Source organism: Caulobacter sp., from assembly GCF_965279145.1.
In the GTDB taxonomy this organism is placed as follows: domain Bacteria; phylum Pseudomonadota; class Alphaproteobacteria; order Caulobacterales; family Caulobacteraceae; genus Caulobacter.
The window spans coordinates 1,690,333-1,709,884 of the sequence record NZ_OZ257139.1 but is presented as its reverse complement, the minus strand read 5'-3'; the positions used below and the strand labels follow the sequence as shown (position 1 = coordinate 1,709,884).

The window sequence follows — 19,552 nt, the reverse complement described above, 5'->3', positions numbered from 1 at the left end:
CATACCGTTCTCTCCCTTCCCCCTTTGATGGGGGAAGGGCGGGGTTGGGGGTGACACCGTCGGACGATTTCACCAAGGCCGCGCCTCAACCGGACACGCTGTCACCCCCATCCCCAACCCTTCCCCCATCAAGGGGGAAGGGAGACGCCACTCATTCACCTTCACTGCCCCGGCGCGATCACCGCGCGGCCGGCGTCCGACCGCGCGTTCAGGCTGGGCCGGTACATGTCCTTGGCCACCGCCCCGGGCAGGAAGAACTCGCCCGGCGTCACGGCCCGGGCCACATAGGCTAGGGCGAAGGGCTTGTTGCCCGGCAGGTCCAGCGCGGCGATGAAGCGATCGTCGCGGCTTTCCTGCACGTCGGCCGCCGTCAGTTCGCCCAGGAACTTGTACGGGCCGTTCTGGGCGTCGTCGGCCCCCAGCGTGGTCTCGATCTCGAAACCGGCCGGCAGGGCGTCGTCGACCACGAGAGCCGTGGACCTGGCCTGCATGGAGCGGCCCGAGACCAGGATGATCACCCGGTCGCCCTGATGGATCGTCGAGGGATCAACCGCCCCGCCGCTCATCGACAGAAGGCGCTTGCTGACGACCAGGCCGTTCGACGCCGCGCCGGGCGCCGACACCGGCGTGCCGCGAACACTGACCGTCCGCCACAACGCGCCCTTGCCGGTGTTGGTGAAGCGGCTGTCGGCCAGCTTGCCCACCGCCCAGCGCGGCGCGCCGCCGGCCGCCGGCAGGGGCATGGCCCCCTTGGCGTCGATCGAGATCGGACCGGCCGCCTTCAGCAGGGCGAAGGCGGCGTGCAGCACAGCGGCCTGTTCCTGGGTGTTGAGGGCGTCGGGATCCTTGACCACGTTCTCAAGCCGACCTTGCAGCTGACGGGCGATGTCACCCTGGCCGGACTCGACGGCCAGCGCGGTCAAGGTCGCCACGTCACGCAGCGGGCTCTGGTACCAGTCCTGGTCGTCGCGATAACCCAGCGACTTGACCGCCTGGCGCATGGCCGAGCGGGCCCGGGCGTTGTCGCCCATGCGGGCCAGGCCGGCGGCGACATAGGCTTTGGCGACCGGCTGGTCCTCGTCCTTCATCTGCACGTCGTGCCACCAGCGCAGGCGGGCCAGATCGCCGCGACCGCCCTTGGCCATCACGTACAGCGCATAGGCCGAGGCCCGGCGGCGCATGCGTTCGGTGGCCTTCTTCGACTGCTCCGGCGTCGCCGCCCACCATTCGGGATATTCCATCCGGTAGGAGACCGAGGCCCAGCTGTCGGGACGGCTGATCTGGCGCATGGCGTTCATCGCCTTGTCGATCGCCGCGTCCGGCACGGCGATGCCTTGCGCCCTGGCTTCCAGCAGGAAGTCGGTCGTGTAGGCGCCCAGCCAGGCGTCGGCTTCGCCGTCGCCCACCCGCCACAGCCCGAAGGCTCCGTCGAGGGTCTGACGATCCAGCAGCTTGCCCACCGCCCCGGCCAGAGCCGCCGGCGAACGCTTCAGCTTGGGATCGCTGGTCAGGCTCTGGGCGTAGAGCAGCGGATAGGCCGTCGAAACCAGCTGCTCGGTGCAGCCATAGGGATAGCGCTGCAGGGCCACCGCGATCGCCGCCGGGTCGAAGCCCTTGAACGGCGAATAGCTGACCTGCAGCGTCACGTCCCCGGCCGCCAGTCCGCTCATCAGGTCGTAGGACGGGGTATAGGACGCGCCGGGTTGCTGCAGCTGGGTGGTGGTGCGCACCACGTCGCCCCAGCCCAGGCGGGTCTGGATCGGATAGTCCTTGGCTGTCGCGAAGCCCGGGCCGGCCACCTTGAAGCCGATCTTGCCGATGCCGGTCACGTCGGGCGCCAGGAAGGGAATCTTCTCGGCGATGCGCTGGCCCAGGATCAGCTGGAACACCTTTTTGAAGGCCACCTTCAGCCCGCCCGACGAGAAGGCCTCGGCAGTATAGGCGCCGGGCTTGCCCTCGACATTGTGCAGTTCCAGCGTGGCCATGGCCTTGTCGCCAGGGGCCAGGAAGCGCGGCAGGTTGAGGTCGGCCACCACGGGCTGGCGCACCGTCAAGGGCTTGGAGCCCGAGCCGACGGCGTTATCGGTCCAGGCCACGGCCATCAGACGCAGCTCGCCGTTGAAGTCGGCGGCCGGCAGCTTGATCACCGCCTTGCCGTCCAGACCCGTCTCGACCACGCCGGACCACAGGGCCACGGTCTTGATCGGGGTCACGGTCAGGCCCTCGCCGCCGACCTCGTCGCCGCCGAAATTGACATTGGCGGGCGCGCCCAGATTGGGGTCGAGCAGGCGGCCATAGTCATCGCGATAGTCGACGCCGAGGGCGCGCTTGCCGAAGTACCATTTCACCGGATCGGGGCTGTCCTGGTGGGTCAGGCGCAGGATGCCCTCGTCCACCGCCGCGACGGTGACGTGGGCCCGCTGGCCGAGGCCGAGGCCTTTCACCGCGACGGGGATCTCGACCGGCGCCTTGGAGTCGATCTTCACCGGCGTGCCCAGGTCGACCGTCAGCTTCCGACCCTTGGGATCGAGCGGCACATAAACGAGACCCAAGGCGCGACGCGGCTTGGGCGAGGCGACCGGGTCGCGCGGCTGGATGACGCTGACCATCACATAGGCCCCGCCGCCCCAGGCGGCCGAGGTCTTCAGACGCACGGTCGTCCCGTTCTCGCCGACCGACACGGTCTTCAAGTCGATCAGCCGATCGGTGGCGACGGCCACCTGGGCCTGGCCGGCATAGGGCGGTTTCAGGGTGATCTCGACGGTGTCGCCCTGGCTGTAGGCCTTGGTCCCGGCGCTGACGCGCACGAAGTCGGGCGCCTCGGCGTCCTTGGCGGGCGAGCCCCAGCCGGCGGCGAAGCGGGTGACGGTCCTGGAACCATCCGCGCCTTCGACCACCAGGCGATAGTCGCCCCAGCCCAGGCGGCGGGTGATGCGCAGCGGATCGCCGGCGCCGATATTGGCCTGGGTCTTGGCCACCACCGCGTCGCGGCTGGTGCGCCGCCACTGCCAGCGGCCGCCTTCCTGGAACCAGTCATAGTCCCAGTTTTCGCTGATCAGCGTGTAGGTCGCCGTGGCGCCCACCCGCTTGCCGGCGGCGTTGACGGCGATGACGTTCAGGGTGATCGGCGGATCGCCCTTGGCGCTTTCGCCCTGATCGACCTTGACGCCGAAATACAGCGGCTTGGCGCGCACCTTCAGGTCCAGCCCCTCGCGCACCGGACGGCCGCCCGGCTCGAACACCGAGGTCGTCACGGCCGCGACCAGAGGCTGGGCGGTGTCGCCGGCCAGATCGGTTCCGACCGACAGCACCGCGCGGCCCTCGCCGTCGGTGACCGTCGTGCCCAGCTCCAGGAACTTCTCCTCGAACGGCTTGTCGGCGTCGCCCCAGCGATAGTCCTTGAAGGCGGGGAACGGATCGTTGTCGACGCGCAGGCGGGCCTCGCCCTGGGTCTGCAGACCAGCCCCCGGCGCGCCATAGAGGAAGCGGGCCGAGACATCGACCTTGCGGGTCTCGCCCACGGCCAGCGGAATGGACTCCTGGCCCGTGGCGGTGACGGCCAGGCGCTGCGGCGCGAAGTCCTCGACGCTGAAGGTCAGGCTGCCGGCGGCGGCCTCGATACCCTCGATCTTCAGCTCGGCGATCCAGCGCCCACGCGGCGCGGTGCGCGGCAGGGCGATATCGGCGAGCACGGCGCCGGCATTGGCGCCGCTGAACGGATAGCGCTTGAACTCGACGCCCGAGGGCCGCTTGACGACGATCTCGCCCTTGCGGTCGTTGACCGCCTTGGCCAGCCGGTCGCGGACCATGGCCGTGAGGTGGACGGTCTCGCCGGGGCGATAGATGCCGCGGTCGGCATAGAGGAAGCCGTCGATATCGGTCTTGGTCGAGCGGCCGTCGGCAGCGCCCTCGCGCCCGCCGACGCCCTGCTTGGACAGGTCGACCGGCGAGCGGTCCAGGTCCAGCACGGCCAGGTCGCTCTGCGGCCCATAGGCCATGACCATCCGGGCGTGCTCGGCGCCTTCACCCTGCAGCAGCGGACGCAGGAAGCGCACGCGGCCGTCGGCGTCGCTGACGGCCTGGGCCAGGTCTTCGCCGTCCTTGGCCACCAGCGAGACCTTCACGCCCGACATCGTCTTGGCCGTCTTCAGCGAGCGGACCACGACGTCGAGGGATTCGGAGCCGTCATAGGCGCTGAGCGCCATGTCGGTGAACATGATCCAGCGGCGCGCCTGGGCGGGCGGGGTGTCGCCATCCGCGTCGGGATCACGGCCGCCCGAGGCGTCGCGCGCCTTGATGACATAGCCGCCAGCCTTCATGTCCTTGAGCACCGCGCCCAGCGGGAAGACGGTGGTCGCCTTCTGACCGGCCGCGCCGGTGACCTGCACGAGGCCCTTCCACACCCGGCGACCATCCTCGCCGACGCTGTCGTCGCCATAGTCGCCGGCCCAGTCGCCCTCACCCGTCGGATCGGGCGCGCTGATCGACTTGCGGACCAGATTGCGGTCCGGCACCCGCCAGACCTCGACGGCCAGGGCCGAGACGTTGATGGTCTCGATGCCGACGCCGTCGGATTCCTCGCGCGGCAGGATCACGCCGTCGCCGGCGAAACCGACATAAGGGGGCTTTTCGCCAAACGTGAAATCGACGTCGGCATTGGCCGAAAGCGTCTCGCCGCCCTTGGCGGGCAGGCCCTTGAGCAGGGTCACGCGGTGGTCGGTGAAGCCGACGCCGCCGACGCACAGCTCGTCGCCCTTGACCCGCACGGCGGGCTGGCGGCCGATGTCGGGCGAGATCAGCACGTAGTCGGCATAGGATTTGGACGGATCGAGCGCCTTGCTCATCCGCACGCAGGCCATCGGGTCCTGGCCCGCGCTGTCGATGCGGCTCTGCCAGACGGCGAAGCCTTCCGGCTTGGGAATGCCGCGGCGCGGCGCGTTGGCCGAGCGGGGCTTGCCGAACAGCGACCAGGCCTGACCCTTGACGGGGGCGGTGGCCACGGCGGCCTTGCCACCGCCGAACCAGCCCAGCTCGCCGGCCTTGCCGACCAGTATGCCGCCGCCAAACCCGACCGCCAGGGCGCCGACGCCCACGGCGATCATGCGCGAGCGCGCGTCCTTGGGCAGAGCCTCGCGAAGGCGTTCGATCCACGGGAACCGCGAGGTCGATTGATCAGCGCCGCTCTCCGGCGGCGTCTCGTCCGTCGACATCCCTTGCCCCTCTTCACACGCGTCCTGAGGGATCGATGTGATCCCAAGCCCCGGGCGCGGTCAACGGCAAGACTGTGAAGGGTTTCGCCGGCCAGGGCGAGCGCCCTAGCCCATGAACTCCACCTGGCCGCTCTGCAGGCTGTAGACGGCCGAAACCACCTTCAGGCGATTAGCGGCGATGCGGGTGGTGAAGGCCTCGTCGGCGGTCCGCAGGCGTTCGGCGATATTGATCGCGTTGCGACGGATCGCGGCGTCCTGCAGGTCGGCCGGATGGCTTTCCTCGGCCTCCAGCACGGCCGGCAGGATCGGCAGGGCCATGTCAAACAGGGCCCCGTGCAGGTGGGCGTGCTTGGTGGCGACATCCACCGCCGCACCGACCGCGCCGCACTTGGTGTGGCCCAGAACCACGATCAGCGGCGCGCCCAGATGCTCGACGGCATAGAGGATCGAGCCCAGGCCCTCGCGGCTGACGGTGGACCCCGCCGTCCGCACGACGAACAGTTCGCCCAGGCTGCAGTCGAACACCAGTTCCGGCGGCACGCGGCTGTCGGAGCAGCCGACAATGACGGCGAAGGGCTTCTGGCCCGCCGCCAGTTCGTTGATCCGGGTCCAGCTGGGCAGGGCCATGCTGGCGCCGCCGCGCGCGAAGATGGCGTTGCCGTGCTTGAGGCGACCCAGGGCCTCGTCCGGATTGACGAAGACCTCCTCGGGCTCGGTCTCCATCGGCTTGGGGTATTCATTGACCGTCGAGCGCACCGGACCGGGCGCCGGCGCGGCGGTCTGGGCGGCCATGGGCGCGCGCGGCCTGGGCGCGACCTTGCGGGGCGCGGCCGCGTGGTGGTCATCGCCCTCGGCGAAGGCGGCCAGCGGCGTGGCGGCCAGTCCGGACGCCAGCGCGCCCAGCAGAACTCGTCTCGAAACCATCTCGTCCCCCGACGCATCTAGTGTGTCGGGGTCCAGACCTAGCGGGACAAGGTTAACCTTCGGTAGGTTTTTGCCGGCGCCTACAGCGGCAATTCGGCGCGCTTGACCACGGTGCGCATGGCGATGCTGGAACTGACCCGCACCACGCCGGGAATTCGCGTCAGCTCCTGGGCGTGAACCCGCTCCAGATCGTCGACATCGCGCACCACCAGCCGCAGCAGATAGTCCGAGCCGCCGGTCATCAGGTAGCATTCGGCCACCTCGCGCACATTGGCCACGGCCTTCTCGAAAGCGCTCAGCGTGCCCTCCGCCTGGGACGACAGGGTCACGGTGACGAAGACGCTGAGCGGCAGGCCCACGGTGCGCTCGTCGATCACGGCGGCGTAGCGGCTGATCACCCCCGCCTCCTCCAGCGCCCGCACCCGGCGCAGGCAGGCGGACTCGGACAGATTCACCGCCTCGGCCATGTCCACATAGCTGGCCCGACCCCGTCGTTGGAGCAGGGTCAGGAGCTTCCGGTCGAAGCTGTCGAGCTGGACAGCAGATTTCTTCATCGAAACACCCGTTGACGCAGGATTCCTGCATAACATAGTTCTTGCGGCATGAAATAGCCAAGGAACTTGCGGGGCAGGAGGCGTAAACCGGCGGGAAAGCGCCATTGGAGGAAACCATCATGCGCGTAGGCGTCCCCTCAGAGATCAAACCGGGCGAACACCGGGTCGGCCTCACCCCCACGGCCGTCCGCGAATATGTCGGCCACGGCCACGACGTGCTGGTTCAGACCGGCGCGGGCCTCGGCGCCGGCTATTCGGACGACGCCTATGTCAAGGCCGGCGCGACGATCGCGCCCGATGCGGCGGCGGTGTTTTCCGGCGCCGACATGATCATCAAGGTCAAGGAACCGCAGAAGATCGAGTGGGAGCGGCTGGAGCCGCGCCACATCCTGTTCACCTACCTGCACCTGGCGCCCGATCCCGCCCAGACCGAGGGCCTGCTGAAGAGCGGCTGCGCGGCCATCGCCTATGAGACCGTCACCGACGCCAAGGGCGGCCTGCCGCTGCTGGCCCCGATGTCGGAAGTGGCCGGCCGGATCGCCGTGTTCTCGGCCGCCGAGACCCTGCTCAAGCACAATGGCGGCATGGGCCTGCTGCTGTGCGGCGTGCCCGGCGTGCCCCCGGCCCGCGTGGCCGTGCTGGGCGGCGGCGTGGTCGGCTCCAATGCCGCCCGCATGGCCGCCGGCCTGGGCGCCGAGGTCGTGGTTCTGGAGCGCTCGATCCCGCGCATGCGCGAACTGGACGACCTGTATCAAGGCCGCATCCTGACCCGCTACTCGACCTTCGCGGCCGTCGAGGAAGAGATCCTCAAGGCCGACGTCATCATCGGCGCCGTGCTGACCGCCGGCGCCGCCGCGCCCAAGCTGGTGCGTCGCGAGCACCTCAAGCAGATGAAGCCGGGCTCGGTTCTGGTGGATGTCTCGATCGACCAGGGCGGCTGTTTCGAAACCAGTAAGCCGACCACCCACGCCGATCCGACCTACACGGTCGACGGCGTCGTGCACTACTGCGTGGCCAACATGCCGGGCGCCGCGCCGCGCACCTCGTCGGAAGCCCTGGGCAACGCCACCCTGCCCTTCGGTCTGGCCCTGGCCGACCACGGCCTGGACGCGCTGAAGACCAATGTCCACCTGGCGCGCGGCCTGAATGTGCTGAAGGGCGAACTGACCCACCCGGCCGTCGCTCAGGCGCTGGGCAAGCCGTCGGTGGATCCTTACGGCGCCTGGAAGTAGACGCAGCGCGTCCTTCGAGGCTCGGCTACGCCTCGCACCTCAGAATGAGGAATGCCGTTAAAAGCTCCTCATCCTGAGGCGCCCGCGCAGCGGGCCTCGAAGGACGCAAGGCCTTTAAGCCGCGAACCGCGCGATGTCCTGGTGGCTTTCCACCAGGTCCAGCACGTCGTTCATGCAGAAGTCCGGATCGACCGGATGAAGGGCGTCGTAGATCGAGCGGGCGAAGGCCAGGTCGGCGGCGGTCTTGACCCGCCAGTCCAGGCCCGACCAGTCGCGGCGGGCCTTCAGGTGCGCCTGGCTGAACCGGTCCGGGGCGTTGCGAATGGCGGCGGTGGGCGAGACGCGGGCGAGAGGATCACGGGTTTCGGCGGCCGCGACGCGCAGGGCGTTGGCGGCGATCACCTCGACCTCGAGGCCGGCCGGATAGGTGCGCACGGCGCGGTTTGAGGTGTAGTCGGCGCCGCTGGACAGGGCCAGGTCGACCGCCTCGTCCACGATGCCGGGATCGACGAACGGCGCGTCGCCCTTGATGCGAACCACGTGGCTGACCGAACTGATGGCCTCGGCGCACCGGGCGATGCGGTCGAGAATGTCGGCGCCGGCGCCGCGATGCACGGCATAGCCCCGCGACACGACGAAGCCAGCCAGGGCGTCGTCTGACGCGTCGGCGCTGGTGGCGACAATGATCTTGGTCAGGCGTCGCGCGCCGCGCAGACGCTCCAGTTGCCGGATGATCATCGGCTCGCCGCGGAGCGTCGCCATGGCCTTGCCAGGCAGACGGCCGGCGCCCATGCGGGCCTGCAGGACAGCGAGGATCATCGGACGGCTCCCAGACTTGCTTGTTGGATGTAGGCTAGCCGACAAAGATAAAAGTGCGGTGAATCAAGTATTTACGCGACATTATCCATCATCGCGACCATGGCGCGCGATGGATCGGCCTGGCGACCGGGTTCACTGTCGAGTTTGATTCGGCCTGGGGCCTAGGCGACCCAACGTCGCGGATCGAGCGCGACCGGATCGTCGATGGCCATCTCGTCCCAGTCCAGGTCCGGCGGCGGGCTGGAGGCGGCGGCGACCACCGCCGACAGTTCGGCGGCCGAGGTGACGCCCACCAGGACGGCGCTGGCTTCCGGACGCGACAGGGCAAAACCCAGGGCGGCCTGCAGCGGATCGGAACGACCCTCGGCGATCATCCGGCGCACGCGCGACAGACGACCCGAGGCGCCCTTCAGCTGGGCCGGCACGCGATCGGGCGGCAGGAACAGCAGGCCATTGAGGAAGATCGAGCGCAGCTGCACCTCGACGCCCATGCCGGCGATGCGGGCCAGCGAGCCGTCGGCCAGCAGGCGCTGGTCCAGGAGCGAGGCGGGAGCCTGCAGGATATCGGGCTTGAAGCGGCGGGCAACGCCCACCGGATCGTCGCTGGCGTGGGCCGCGACGCCGATCTTGGCGAACAGGCCCTCGTCGCGCAGGCGCTGAAGACGGTCCCACAGCGCGGCGCCGTGCGGGCCAAACAGCTCCGACGGCGTCTGGACGATGATGGCGTCGGCGCGCTCCATGCCCAGGCGGCGCAGACCGGCGCGGGCTTCGGCCTCGACGAAGTCGGGACCGCGATCGGCGCGAACCGACGACAGGGTCACGCGGAACGAGACGGGACGCGGGATCAGGTCGCCCAGAAGCGATTCGGCCCGGCCATAGACGCCCGAGACGTCCAGAACCGACAGGCTCGAACGGTGAGCAATGTTCAGGATATCGCGCGCCTCGGCTTCAGGCGAACGCCCGCGCGGCGACGACGTCATGCCATCGAGCCCGAACTGGGCGGCCGCGAGACCAAGCTTTGAAACCGAAATGGGCATGACCATCCGTGAGGAACGACACCTTTGTGAGATGACCCTACGCGCCAAGGTTTGAAGAAGGCGTTTCTGGAACCTTGCCGAGGGGTTAAAGTCGGCGGTGATGAACAGCTTTCAAACGGCCGCCGACTGGCCCCTCCACGGCATGGCCGACGATGCCCGACCCGCCTTGCGGGCGGGGCTTTTGGCCGGTCCGACGGCCCTGGCCACGATCATCGCCCTGGGCGGCGGGGGGCCGCGTCCCGTCGGCACGCAAATGGTGTTCGGAGAAAATATTGTTTCCGGATTTTTGTCAGGCGGCTGCATCGAGGCCGATGTCGAGGCGCATGCCCGGCGCTGTCTGGAAGACGGCCGGCCGCGCCGCCTGATCTATGGCGAGGGCAGTCCCTGGCCGGACATCCGGCTGCTGTGCGGCGCCCGGATCGAGATCCTGGTCGAGCGCATCGCCCCCGACGACCCGGCGGCGGCGACCCTGTTGCGACTGGCCGACTGCCGCTTCCCGGCCTTCTGGGTCAGTGACGGGCAGCGACGCCAGTGCATGGAGGAGCCGCTGGCGCCCTGGCCCGGGGCCTTCGAGCGCGCCTATGACCCGGTCCCGCGGCTGGTGGTGGTCGGCGGCGATCCCACCGCCCTGGCCGTGGCCAGTCTGGGCGCGCAGTCCGGCTTCGAAACCTTCCTGATCCGGCCCAAGGGCCCCGCCGCGCCGCCCCCCCTGGCCGGCGTGACCTACAGCCGCGACGCGGTCCAGGACGCCCTGGCCGACCTTGGCCTCGACGCCTGGACCTCCGTCGCCATCTGCGGCCACGATCTGGACATCGACCACGCCGCCCTGCTGGCCGCCCTGCCGTCGCCCGCGCCCTATGTCGGCCTGCTGGGCGCGCGGCGTCGGCTGGGCGAGCGGATCGAACGCCTGAAGGCGGCAGGCCTGACCGATCGCGACCTGGCCAAGCTGCGCGCGCCGATCGGCCTCGACCTCGGCGGCAAGGCCCCGTTCGAGGTGGCGGTGGCGGTGATTGGGGAAATCATGGCGGCCCGGCACGGGCAGCCGGCGCTGGAGCGTCGGACGGTGGAGGTCTGATCCCCCAATCCGTTCTCCCCGGCGAAAGCCGGGGCCCAGATCGAACCCGCAGCGTTTCCAGGCTCGGTTGAGGCTGAAGGCGGATCACCCCCAAAGGCTCTGGATGAATCTGGGCCCCGGCTTTCGCCGGGGAGAGCGGGGATTATTGGGCCTTCCAGTCCCCCGACTTGCCGCCGGTCTTCTCGATCAGGCGCACGGCCTCGATGACCATGCCCTTCTCGGCGGCCTTCAGCATGTCGTAGATCGTCAGGCAGGCCACCGAGACGGCGGTCAGGGCCTCCATCTCGACCCCGGTCGGGCCGGTGGTCTTGACCCGGGCGGTGACGGCGAGGCCGCCCTCGGCAGGCTCGACCTCGACCACCACCTTGGACAGGGCCAGGGGGTGGCACAGAGGGATCAGGTTCGAGGTCTGCTTGGCCGCCATGACGCCAGCGATCTCGGCCACGGCCCGGACATCGCCCTTTCGACCGGTTCCGGACACGGCCAGCGCCAGGGTCTCGGCGCTCATCCGCACGAAGCCCGTCGCCACCGCCTCGCGCGCCGTCTCGGGTTTGCCCGAGACATCGACCATGCGGGCCCGGCCCTGGTCGTCGATATGGGTGAGCTTGCTCACTGCTCCAGCAGCCGGGGCATCAGCTCGACCATGTTGCAGGGCTTGTGGCGACTGTCGAGCTGGGCGGAGATGACCTTGTCCCAGCCGTCGCGCACCGCGCCGTTGCTGCCCGGCAGGCAGAACACGAAGACCCCGTCGATCAGGCCGGCCGTGGCCCGCGACTGCAGGGTCGACAGGCCCACCGAGGCGTAGGAGACCATGTGGAAGATCACCGAGAAGCCGTCGATCTTCTTGTTGAACAGCGGCTCCAGCGCCTCGACCGTCACATCGCGGCCGGTCAGGCCGGTGCCGCCGGTGGTGACGATGGCGTCGACCTGGCCGCTCGCGATCCAGTTGCGGACCTGATCGCGGATCTGGGGAATGTCGTCGCGAACCACCGCCCGGCCGCCCAGCTCATGGCCGGCGGCCTTGACGCGGTCGACCAGCACCTGGCCCGAGGTGTCGCTTTCCTCGTCGCGGGTGTCGGAAATGGTCAGGATCGCCACGCGCACCGGCGTGAACGGAAGGTCCGGCTTGATCCCGCCGCCGGGGGTGAGGCCTGCTGCAGACATGATCTACTCCTGATCCCAACGCGATGCGTCGGTCCTATCGCGGTCCGTCGGCTCGATCCAGCGGGCGCCGTCCGGGCCGTGCTCCTTCTTCCAGAACGGCGCGCGGCTTTTCAGCCAGTCCATCAGGAAGTCGCAGGCCTCGAAGGCCTCGCGGCGGTGGCCGGCGGCTGTGGCCACGAAGACGATCGCCTCGCCGGGACCGATGCGGCCGGTGCGGTGGACGATGTGATAGTCGTGCAGGTGGAAGCGAGTCTTGGCGGCTTCCGCGAAGTCGCTGATCGCGACGTCCGTGAAGCCGGGATAGGCCTCCAGCTCCAGCGCCGCGGCCTGGCCCTGCTCGGCGCGGGCCAGGCCCACGAAGCTGGCCACCGCTCCGGTCTCGTCGCGACCGGCGCAGAACGCGGTCAGCAGCGCGCCGGGCTCGAAAGGCTCTGCGGTGAGGGTGATCATCCGCCGCTCATCGGCGGCAGGAAGGCGACCTCGGTGGCGGCCAGCAACGCCGCCTCACCGCGCACCACGGTCTTGTCGACGGCCACCTGGACGCCCGGGCCGCTCAGGGCCTCGCCGAGATCAGGATCGTCATGAGCGATCAGGCCGCGCAACGCCGCCAGGGACGTGGCCTCGAAGGCCCGGTCGCGCCAGCCGGCCTGGTCGGCCAGGCGTCCAAACAGCAGCACCCGCGCCATCGGTCAGCCGCCAGTCGTCGACATGTGGCGCGCCACGGCGGGCCGCGCGCCGGCGATCTGGAAGTCGTGGCCTTCCGGCTTGGACCCGATCGCGGCGAAGATGGCCTGCTCCAGCTGGGCGTCGGTCGCGCCGGCGCGGATCACGGCCCGCAGGTCCGAGGCGTCATCGCGCCCCAGGCAGGTGTGCAGGGTTCCCGTGCAGGTCAGGCGCACCCGATTGCAGGCCTCGCAGAAATTGTGACTGAGCGGGGTGATGAAGCCCAGGCGTCCGCCGGTCTCGGCGACGCGGGTGTAACGGGCCGGCCCGCCGGTGGCGTAGGCCAGGTCTTCCAGGGTCCAGAACGAGGCCAGGTCACGCCGCACGTCCTTGAGCGACAGGTACTGGTCGGTGCGGTCCTCGTCGATCTCGCCCAGCGGCATGGTCTCGATCAGGGTCATGTCGCAGCCGCGCTGGTGAGCCCAGGTGATCAGGGCCGGCAGTTCATCGGCGTTGTCGTGCTTGAGGGCGACGGCGTTGATCTTCACCGCGATGCCGGCCGCCAGGGCCGCGTCGATGCCACCGATCACCTGGGCGACGTCGCCGCCCCGGGTCAGCCGCCTGAACAGGTCGGGCTTGAGGGTGTCGAGCGAGACATTGATCCGCCGCACGCCGTGACGCGCCAGATCCTCGGCATATTTCGCCAGCTGGGTGCCGTTGGTCGTCAGGGTCAGCTCGTCCAGCGCCCCGGACCGCAGGTGGCGCGAGAGCTTGCCGACCAGATCCATGAAGCCCTTGCGCACCAGCGGCTCGCCGCCGGTCAGCCGCAGCTTGCGGACGCCCAAGCCGATGAAGGTGGACGCCACGCGGTCCAGCTCCTCCAGCGTCAGCACCTGCGCCTTGGGCAGGAAGGTCATGTGCTCGGCCATGCAATAGACGCAGCGCAGATCGCAGCGGTCGGTGACCGACACCCGAAGATAGGTGACGGCTCTCCCGAAACCGTCGATCAGACGGGGCGCGGCGAGGCCCGCTTGCATTGGGGTGGCGTCATAGGGCGTCATGTCTTGAGACAGGATAAGCGTTGGACGACATGGCGGAAAGCGAAAGCACGCGGCTGGCGGCGATCGTCCTGGCGGCGGGATTGGGAACCCGCTTCGGCGGCGGCAAGCTGACCGCGCCCTTTCGGGGCCGCCCCCTGATCGCCGGAGCGCTGGCCAGCGCCCTGAACGCGCCCGTCGTCTCGGTCGTCGTGGCGATCGGCGATGATCCCGACCTCGAGGCGGCGATCCTCGATCTGGACGAGACCGTCGAGGCGCGCCTCGTTCGCGTGGCCGATCCGGCCCGGGGCATGGGCGCGTCCCTGGCCGCGGCGGCTCGCGCCTTACCCGAAGACCTGGACGGCGTCTTCGTGTTCCTGGGCGACATGCCGCTGATACGGCCGGACGTTTCCGCCACCCTGGCCCAGGCCCTGACCGGCCGGGACGGGATCGTCGCGCCGACCCATGCCGGTCGGCGGGGTCATCCGGTGTTGTTCGGCGGTGACTGGATCACCGCCCTGCGCGCCCTCGACGGCGACAGCGGCGCCCAGGGCCTGATCCGGCAGGCGGGCGACCGCTTCCTCGCGGTGGAGACCGGCGATCCCGGCGTCCTGTTTGACGTGGACCGCCGGGAGGATCTGGCCGGTCAGTGACGGGTGCGCCGGCCCTCCCACAGGATCAGGCGAATCTCCTCGATCACCCGCAAGGCGCCGTCGGTGTCGCCCTGTTCCTCCAGGGCGATCAGGCGCGGTATCAGCAGGGACAGGATGCGCCGGCTGAAGGGGTCCAGCGCATTGAGCCCACGTTTGAACTCGGCGATCTCCTCGGGGGAGACATCATGGATGTAGGTCGCGGTCCCGCTCATCGGCGAGCCGCCTGGCGCGCAGCGCCGAAAGGGTTCCCGCCAGCAGGGCGATCAGGACGCCATAGCTGAGCAGGGCCAAGCCCGCGACCAGCGTGGCGATGTAGATGCGCAGGTCGATGATCGAGACGATGTGAGAGGCCACGCTCATCATCTGGCAGGCCGCCGCCACGATGCTCCAGATCCGCCGCGCCTTCAGCGACGCCCAGACCAGCAGGACCATGACCAAGACGTCGATCGCCATGACGCCCCATTCGGGGCTCATCAGGTCGCGGATCGCCACGAACGGCGACGCCGTCCAGCCCGCCAGATAGACTGCGGCCACGAAGCGGAGCCAGCGATCGCCCTTCCACAGCGCGAAGCCGCAGATCAGGACGGCCACGCCATAGGAAATCCACGGGGTAAGGGTGTGGTACACGGCATGGCCTCGACGCGAACTGGCGCGCGACCATGCCGTAAGCGGCGCCGTTGGAAAAGCCGGTCGTCATGCGGCGCGACCGCCTTCCAGCGCATGGAAGCCCCCGGTGCGAGGCCCGTCCTCGGGCTTGTCGAGCTCGCCCACCGACACCGACCGGCAGCCGATCTGTTCGCGCACGGTCTGCAGGCCGCCATGGGCCCGAATGATCGTCCGCCGGGCTGAAAGGATGTGGCTCAAGGTCTCGCCCAGGTCGTCAACCGCATCCTGTCCGATCACCGCCGACAGGTGGGCCTCCATCCGCAGGCTGGGCAAAAGCCCCATCAGCTCGGCGGTTTCGCGCAGCGCGGCGTCTATCGCCGCCTCGGCGCGCATCAGCTTGTGGGCCCCAGCGCGGGCCGCATCGAGACGTTTCATGCAAGACTCTCCCGGTCACGCGGAGCAGGTCCGCGCGCGCGAAGGTTTCGGTTTGCGTTTTTGAAGTTTAGCCGGCCCGAGGGGGCGGCGGGCTCCAACCCTCGCGGAACCGCTGAAGGGCGTAGAGGAAGTCATGGGCTCCGGTGGTCAGGGCGCCGAGCAGAAGACCGCCCAGCACCGCCAGTCCGACGATGAGACCCAGCCATTGCAGGGGAGTCAGGTCATCGCGCCAACCCCTCCCAGTTCGCTCCGCAGCGGCCGGTCGTCGGCCAGGAAGGCTGTCGCCGCCAGGACGCGCAGCAGCAGTTTGGACGGCGGGTCGCCAGCCTCCTGCGCCTTCCTCAGCGCCGACACCGTCTCCGAAACCAGCTGACCCCGTTCCGGCGTGCCCGCCAGCAGGGTCAGACCTTCTTCCAGCGACTGCCAGCTGGCGATGAAGAAGCCCGACGTCTCGTTGCGAGGCCGCGCTGTTTTCCGGGTCTGATTGTCGTTCATGGTCGTTCCCACCTGTACGGTGAGAAGAGACCCGGTCAGGGGCCAGGGCTAGGTCGCCCGATTGCCTACGGTAGTCATTACCGGGGTCGGCTTCCCAGGCGATGAAGGCCAGGGCGGCGTCGCGGCGGCTCATGCCCGACAGCCTGCGGCGCGCGCTGAGCACGTGCATCTCGACCGTCTTCGGCGAGAGGCTGAGCAGGCGGGCGATTTCCTTGGACTGCAGGTGGCTGGCGATCAGGCGCAGGATCTCACGCTCACGAGGCGTGAGGCGCTCGAAGCTCAAGCTCTCGGCCGATTCCACCATGCCGCTAGCATGCGTCGAGGTTCTCGCGCCGTCCAGCGCAAGCGATGCGCGGGACGGCGAAGACCTAGGCGGTCTGCCTGGAGAAGGGCAGCCGCGTCGTCGGCTTGCTCGTCAGGGCCAGCAGGGCGTTGGCGACGGCCGGCGCGATCACCGGCGTGCCGGGCTCGCCCACGCCGCTGGGCGCATTGCCCGACGGCACGATATGGGTCTCGACATGCGGGGCCTCGTTGATGCGCAGCACGCGATAGCCGTCGAAATTGCCCTGATCGACCGCGCCGTCAGTCAGGGTGATCTCGCCAAACAGCGCCGCCGACAGGCCGTAGCAGGCGCCGCCCTCCATCTGGGCGGCGATCTGGTCGGGCGAGATCGCCACGCCGCAGTCGATGGCGGTGACCACGCGGCCGACCTTGGGCGCGCCGTCCACCAGCTTGACCTCGGCCACCTGGGCGACAACCGAGCCGAAGCTCTCGTGCACGGCCACGCCCCGGCTCCAGCCGTCGGTCGGCTTGGGACCGGCCTTTTCCAGGGCCAGGTTCAAAGCCGCCAGGTGCCGGTCGGCCCCGGCCTTGGCGTACAGCGCCCGGCGATAGTCGACGGGGTCCTTGCCGGCCTTGCGGGCCAGCTGGTCGATGGTGTGCTCCATGACGAAGGCGGTGTGGGTCGCGCCCACCGAGCGCCACCACAGCACCGGCACTCCGACGTCGGGCAGGGCCAGCTGGGCGTCGACGATCGGCGTGGCCTTCAGATAGGGCGAGCCGGCCGTCCCCTCGATGGCGGTCTGGTCGGGGCCCTTGCCGCCCATCGGCGAGCCCTTCATGATCGATTGGCTGACGATGCGGTGACGCCAGGCGGCCGGATAGCCGTCCTTGTCGAGGCTGATCTTGACGGCGTGAACCACCTGCGGCCGGAAGAAGCCGGCGCGCATGTCGTCCTCGCGGGTCCAGACCAGTTTCACCGGCCGGCCCTTGCCGACCTTCTTGGCGATGTGGACGCACTCGGAGACATAGTCGGACGGGAAGTTGGCGCGGCGACCAAACGAGCCCCCGGCGAACAGGGTCTCGATCTCGACCGAGCCCGGCAGGGTTCCGACGATCTTGGCGGCGTTCAGCTGGTCCAGAGTCTGGCCCTGGGAGCCAAACACCATCTTCACCTTGTTGCCATCGACCATGGCCACGCAGTTCATCGGCTCCATGGTGGCGTGGGCCAGATAGGGGAACGCGTAGGTCGCCTCGAACACCTTGGCGCCCTTGGCGCCGGCGATCACGGCGGCGTCACCCTTGGAATCGAAGGCTTCCCACTTCTGGTCGGCGGGGCCCTTGCCGACGGCAAGGTCGTGGAAGGACGCCAGAATGGCCGACGAGCTGCGCTTCTCGGCCTTGTCCTCGTTCCACTCGATCTTCAGGGCCTCACGACCCATGCGGGCGGCATAGGTGGTCTGGGCGACCACCGCGACACCGGTCGGGATCTCATAGACCTCGACCACGCCTGGCACCTTCTTGGCCTCGGCGGCGTCGAAGCTCTTCACGGTCGCCCCGAAGCGCGGCGCATGGGCGACCACGGCCGTCAGCATGTCGGGCAGGCGCACGTCCTGGGTGAAGCGCGCCGTGCCGTCGCTCTTGGCCTGAGCGTCCTTGCGGCGCACCCGGTCGGTGCCGATCAGGGTGAAGGTCTTGGGGTCCTTCAGGGCCGGGCTGGCGGGCGGCGTGATCTTGGCGGCGTCGGCCAGCAGATCGCCAAAGCCGGCGGTCTTGCCCGAGGCGTGGGTCAGGACGCTGTCCTTGACGGTGATCTCGCCGGGCGGAACGCTCCATCTGGCGGCGGCGGCCTGGACGAACATCGCCCGGGTCGCGGCGCCGGCGGTGCGCAACTGGGTCCAGGAATTGGAAATGGCGGACGAGCCGCCGGTCAGCTGGGCGCCCAGGGAGCCGTTGGCGTAGAGCTTGGCGTTGGCCGGAGCCTGCTCGACCGAGACCCGGGTCCAGTCGGCGTCCAGCTCCTCGGCGACGATGGCGGCGAGACCGGCGTGATTGCCCTGGCCAAATTCGATGTGCTTGGAGATCACCGTCACCGCGCCGTCGGCGGCGACCTTGATGAAGGGCCCGAAGGCGCCGACCTCGACCTTGGAGCCGGCGCTCATGATGTCGGCCGGCGAGCAGCCGACCAGCAGGGCGCCGCCCACCAGCGCCGAGCCGACGACCAGGGCTTCGCGACGGCTGACACCGTCCGGCTTGTTGAAGGGCGCGTTCATCGGCCAGCTCCGCGGCTGGTCGCGCCGGTGGCGGCTGCGATGGCTTCATCGATATCGGCGTGAGGCTGGCCCGCGGCGACCAAGGGCAGACCCGCCGCCTCCTTGATGGCCTCGCGGATGCGCTGATAGGTGCCGCAGCGACAGATGTTGCCACTCATGGCGTTGTCGATGTCCTCGTCGGACGGCGACTTGTTCTGCTCGATCAGGGCGGCGGCCGACATGATCTGGCCCGACTGGCAGTAGCCGCACTGGGGCACGTCATGCTTGACCCAGGCCTGCTGCAGCGGATGCGATCCGCCCAGGCCCTCGATGGTGGTGATCTTGACGCCCGACAGGCCTTCGATCGGCGTGACGCACGAGCGGACCGGCTGGCCGTCAACATGCACCGTGCACGCGCCGCACTGGGCCATGCCGCAGCCAAACTTGGTTCCGGTCAGACCCAGCTCGTCCCGAAGGACCCAGAGCAGGGGGGTGGCGGGGTCGGCGTTCACCGTCACCGATTTGCCGTTCACATCCAGAGTCGCGGCCATCAATCTTCGCCTCCCAACGAAGGCAGGGCCGGGGGCGGACCCTGCTGCGCTTCAATCCTAACACCGTTCACAACGGCCTGGACCAGCGATATTTCCACGCCCGCCGGCGAGGTTTCCCGGGCGGGTTGAAAGCGGTCGAACGGAAACGCGCGCCGGGCGATGAGAGGAAGCGCGGCGAGGCCGCGAAACCGCGTATGCTGTGGACGCCGCCTGTTTCGCGGCGCCCCCTGGCCAGGAGTTCGCCTTGCGTCGCTTGTTGCTTGCCTCAGCCCTGGCGCTGCTGACCCTTTCGGGATGCGCCACCCTGGCTCCGACCGAGGCCACCACCACGCCGGTGACCTATGCCTGCAAGGCCGGCAAGCGCTTCACAGCCACCTATCCGGCCAAGGGAAACAAGGCGGTCGTCTCGGCCGGCGGCGTCACCAAAACCCTGCCGCTGGCGCGCTCGGCCTCGGGCGCTCGCTACCAGAAGGGCGACTTCCAGATCTGGGGCAAGGGCCCCGACGCCACCCTGACCGGCTTTCCCGGCGGACCGTACAATGACTGCCAGGCACGCTGAGGACGCA

General features: G+C 69.3%; 19 protein-coding genes and 2 pseudogenes. 4 read left to right on the top strand and 17 right to left on the bottom strand.

Annotated elements, in window-relative coordinates:
- Window positions 1-161 precede the first annotated feature (161 nt).
- The 3 genes from ACQY9P_RS08000 to ACQY9P_RS07990 form a co-directional block, all read right to left on the bottom strand.
- Window positions 162-5,102, bottom strand: coding sequence for an alpha-2-macroglobulin family protein (locus tag ACQY9P_RS08000; RefSeq protein ID WP_421740133.1), 4,941 nt, complete (start codon window positions 5,100-5,102; stop codon window positions 162-164).
- 213 nt (window positions 5,103-5,315) lie between these two features.
- Entirely contained in the window at window positions 5,316-6,134 is an 819-nt protein-coding gene (locus ACQY9P_RS07995) for a carbonic anhydrase (RefSeq protein WP_421739780.1), read from the bottom strand.
- An 80-nt stretch (window positions 6,135-6,214) separates the two neighbouring features.
- Window positions 6,215-6,688 (bottom strand): Lrp/AsnC family transcriptional regulator, encoded by a 474-nt coding sequence (locus ACQY9P_RS07990; RefSeq protein ID WP_421739781.1) that lies wholly within the window; start codon window positions 6,686-6,688, stop codon window positions 6,215-6,217.
- 119 nt (window positions 6,689-6,807) lie between these two features.
- Here ACQY9P_RS07990 and ald point away from each other — a divergent pair, with 119 nt between their 5' ends.
- Window positions 6,808-7,920 carry an alanine dehydrogenase gene (ald, locus tag ACQY9P_RS07985; protein ID WP_421739782.1) on the top strand — a complete coding sequence of 371 codons (1,113 nt, stop codon included), beginning with the start codon at window positions 6,808-6,810 and terminating at the stop codon, window positions 7,918-7,920.
- Between the two features lie 114 nt (window positions 7,921-8,034).
- On the opposite strand, the gene ACQY9P_RS07980 is transcribed toward ald, so the two are convergent.
- Window positions 8,035-8,739 carry a glycosyltransferase family protein gene (locus ACQY9P_RS07980; protein WP_421739783.1) on the bottom strand — a complete coding sequence of 235 codons (705 nt, stop codon included), beginning with the start codon at window positions 8,737-8,739 and terminating at the stop codon, window positions 8,035-8,037.
- 161 nt (window positions 8,740-8,900) lie between these two features.
- On the bottom strand, window positions 8,901-9,776 hold the full coding sequence (locus ACQY9P_RS07975; protein WP_421739784.1) for a bifunctional regulator KidO: 876 nt from the start codon (window positions 9,774-9,776) through the stop codon (window positions 8,901-8,903).
- Between the two features lie 51 nt (window positions 9,777-9,827).
- On the opposite strand from ACQY9P_RS07975, the pseudogene ACQY9P_RS07970 reads away from it, so the two are divergent.
- Window positions 9,828-10,851 (top strand): annotated as a pseudogene (locus tag ACQY9P_RS07970) (XdhC family protein).
- A 142-nt stretch (window positions 10,852-10,993) separates the two neighbouring features.
- Here the strand turns inward: ACQY9P_RS07970 and moaC are convergent.
- The 5 genes from moaC to moaA are packed head-to-tail and all read right to left on the bottom strand — an operon-like array spanning window position 10,994 to window position 13,739.
- Complete coding sequence (gene moaC / locus ACQY9P_RS07965; RefSeq protein ID WP_421739785.1) at window positions 10,994-11,464, bottom strand: cyclic pyranopterin monophosphate synthase MoaC; 471 nt, start codon at window positions 11,462-11,464, stop codon at window positions 10,994-10,996.
- Window positions 11,461-12,015: a molybdenum cofactor biosynthesis protein B gene (gene moaB / locus ACQY9P_RS07960; RefSeq protein WP_421739786.1), complete on the bottom strand. Its 555-nt coding sequence runs from the start codon at window positions 12,013-12,015 to the stop codon at window positions 11,461-11,463. Before moaB ends, moaC begins: the two co-directional genes overlap by 4 nt.
- A 3-nt stretch (window positions 12,016-12,018) precedes the next feature.
- The gene (locus tag ACQY9P_RS07955; RefSeq protein ID WP_421739787.1) at window positions 12,019-12,465 is read right to left on the bottom strand and encodes a molybdenum cofactor biosynthesis protein MoaE; all 447 of its coding nucleotides are present in this window, start codon (window positions 12,463-12,465) and stop codon (window positions 12,019-12,021) included.
- Window positions 12,462-12,701 (bottom strand): MoaD/ThiS family protein, encoded by a 240-nt coding sequence (locus tag ACQY9P_RS07950; protein WP_421739788.1) that lies wholly within the window; start codon window positions 12,699-12,701, stop codon window positions 12,462-12,464. The genes ACQY9P_RS07955 and ACQY9P_RS07950 overlap by 4 nt, the downstream gene beginning before the upstream one ends.
- 3 nt (window positions 12,702-12,704) lie before the next feature.
- A complete protein-coding gene (gene moaA, locus ACQY9P_RS07945) occupies window positions 12,705-13,739 on the bottom strand; it encodes a GTP 3',8-cyclase MoaA (RefSeq protein ID WP_421739789.1) in 1,035 nt (344 codons plus the stop codon).
- Between the two features lie 29 nt (window positions 13,740-13,768).
- Here moaA and ACQY9P_RS07940 point away from each other — a divergent pair, with 29 nt between their 5' ends.
- The gene (locus ACQY9P_RS07940) at window positions 13,769-14,368 is read left to right on the top strand and encodes a nucleotidyltransferase family protein (RefSeq protein WP_421739790.1); all 600 of its coding nucleotides are present in this window, start codon (window positions 13,769-13,771) and stop codon (window positions 14,366-14,368) included.
- Here ACQY9P_RS07940 and ACQY9P_RS07935 read toward each other — a convergent pair.
- From ACQY9P_RS07935 to ACQY9P_RS07905, 7 genes and pseudogenes are all read right to left on the bottom strand, one after another.
- A complete protein-coding gene (locus ACQY9P_RS07935) occupies window positions 14,362-14,580 on the bottom strand; it encodes a hypothetical protein (RefSeq protein ID WP_421739791.1) in 219 nt (72 codons plus the stop codon). The genes ACQY9P_RS07940 and ACQY9P_RS07935 overlap by 7 nt on opposite strands.
- On the bottom strand, window positions 14,552-14,995 hold the full coding sequence (locus ACQY9P_RS07930; protein WP_421739792.1) for a hypothetical protein: 444 nt from the start codon (window positions 14,993-14,995) through the stop codon (window positions 14,552-14,554). The genes ACQY9P_RS07935 and ACQY9P_RS07930 overlap by 29 nt, the downstream gene beginning before the upstream one ends.
- A gap of 66 nt (window positions 14,996-15,061) precedes the next feature.
- Window positions 15,062-15,409, bottom strand: a complete 348-nt coding sequence (locus tag ACQY9P_RS07925; RefSeq protein WP_421739793.1) for a hypothetical protein — start codon at window positions 15,407-15,409, stop codon at window positions 15,062-15,064.
- 216 nt (window positions 15,410-15,625) lie between these two features.
- A complete protein-coding gene (locus tag ACQY9P_RS07920) occupies window positions 15,626-15,904 on the bottom strand; it encodes a hypothetical protein (protein WP_421739794.1) in 279 nt (92 codons plus the stop codon).
- A gap of 121 nt (window positions 15,905-16,025) precedes the next feature.
- Window positions 16,026-16,208, bottom strand: a pseudogene (locus ACQY9P_RS07915) (response regulator transcription factor); the annotation flags it as partial.
- A 64-nt stretch (window positions 16,209-16,272) separates the two neighbouring features.
- Window positions 16,273-18,456, bottom strand: coding sequence for a molybdopterin cofactor-binding domain-containing protein (locus ACQY9P_RS07910; protein WP_421739795.1), 2,184 nt, complete (start codon window positions 18,454-18,456; stop codon window positions 16,273-16,275).
- Window positions 18,453-18,986: a (2Fe-2S)-binding protein gene (locus ACQY9P_RS07905; protein WP_421739796.1), complete on the bottom strand. Its 534-nt coding sequence runs from the start codon at window positions 18,984-18,986 to the stop codon at window positions 18,453-18,455. The genes ACQY9P_RS07910 and ACQY9P_RS07905 overlap by 4 nt, the downstream gene beginning before the upstream one ends.
- Before the next feature lie 244 nt (window positions 18,987-19,230).
- On the opposite strand from ACQY9P_RS07905, the gene ACQY9P_RS07900 reads away from it, so the two are divergent.
- On the top strand, window positions 19,231-19,545 hold the full coding sequence (locus tag ACQY9P_RS07900) for an MliC family protein (RefSeq protein WP_421739797.1): 315 nt from the start codon (window positions 19,231-19,233) through the stop codon (window positions 19,543-19,545).
- Window positions 19,546-19,552 lie beyond the last annotated feature (7 nt).

Coding starts and splice junctions, on each gene's coding strand:
- ald (WP_421739782.1), top strand. CDS start 6,808: ATGCGCGTAGGCGTCCCCTCAGAGATCAAACCGGGCGAACACCGGGTC.
- ACQY9P_RS07910 (WP_421739795.1), bottom strand. CDS start 18,456: ATGAACGCGCCCTTCAACAAGCCGGACGGTGTCAGCCGTCGCGAAGCC.
- ACQY9P_RS07905 (WP_421739796.1), bottom strand. CDS start 18,986: ATGGCCGCGACTCTGGATGTGAACGGCAAATCGGTGACGGTGAACGCC.
- ACQY9P_RS07980 (WP_421739783.1), bottom strand. CDS start 8,739: ATGATCCTCGCTGTCCTGCAGGCCCGCATGGGCGCCGGCCGTCTGCCT.
- ACQY9P_RS07940 (WP_421739790.1), top strand. CDS start 13,769: ATGGCGGAAAGCGAAAGCACGCGGCTGGCGGCGATCGTCCTGGCGGCG.
- ACQY9P_RS08000 (WP_421740133.1), bottom strand. CDS start 5,102: ATGATCGCCGTGGGCGTCGGCGCCCTGGCGGTCGGGTTTGGCGGCGGC.
- ACQY9P_RS07975 (WP_421739784.1), bottom strand. CDS start 9,776: ATGCCCATTTCGGTTTCAAAGCTTGGTCTCGCGGCCGCCCAGTTCGGG.
- moaB (WP_421739786.1), bottom strand. CDS start 12,015: ATGTCTGCAGCAGGCCTCACCCCCGGCGGCGGGATCAAGCCGGACCTT.
- ACQY9P_RS07955 (WP_421739787.1), bottom strand. CDS start 12,465: ATGATCACCCTCACCGCAGAGCCTTTCGAGCCCGGCGCGCTGCTGACC.
- ACQY9P_RS07935 (WP_421739791.1), bottom strand. CDS start 14,580: ATGAGCGGGACCGCGACCTACATCCATGATGTCTCCCCCGAGGAGATC.
- moaA (WP_421739789.1), bottom strand. CDS start 13,739: ATGACGCCCTATGACGCCACCCCAATGCAAGCGGGCCTCGCCGCGCCC.
- ACQY9P_RS07925 (WP_421739793.1), bottom strand. CDS start 15,409: ATGAAACGTCTCGATGCGGCCCGCGCTGGGGCCCACAAGCTGATGCGC.
- ACQY9P_RS07990 (WP_421739781.1), bottom strand. CDS start 6,688: ATGAAGAAATCTGCTGTCCAGCTCGACAGCTTCGACCGGAAGCTCCTG.
- ACQY9P_RS07920 (WP_421739794.1), bottom strand. CDS start 15,904: ATGAACGACAATCAGACCCGGAAAACAGCGCGGCCTCGCAACGAGACG.
- ACQY9P_RS07995 (WP_421739780.1), bottom strand. CDS start 6,134: ATGGTTTCGAGACGAGTTCTGCTGGGCGCGCTGGCGTCCGGACTGGCC.
- ACQY9P_RS07950 (WP_421739788.1), bottom strand. CDS start 12,701: ATGGCGCGGGTGCTGCTGTTTGGACGCCTGGCCGACCAGGCCGGCTGG.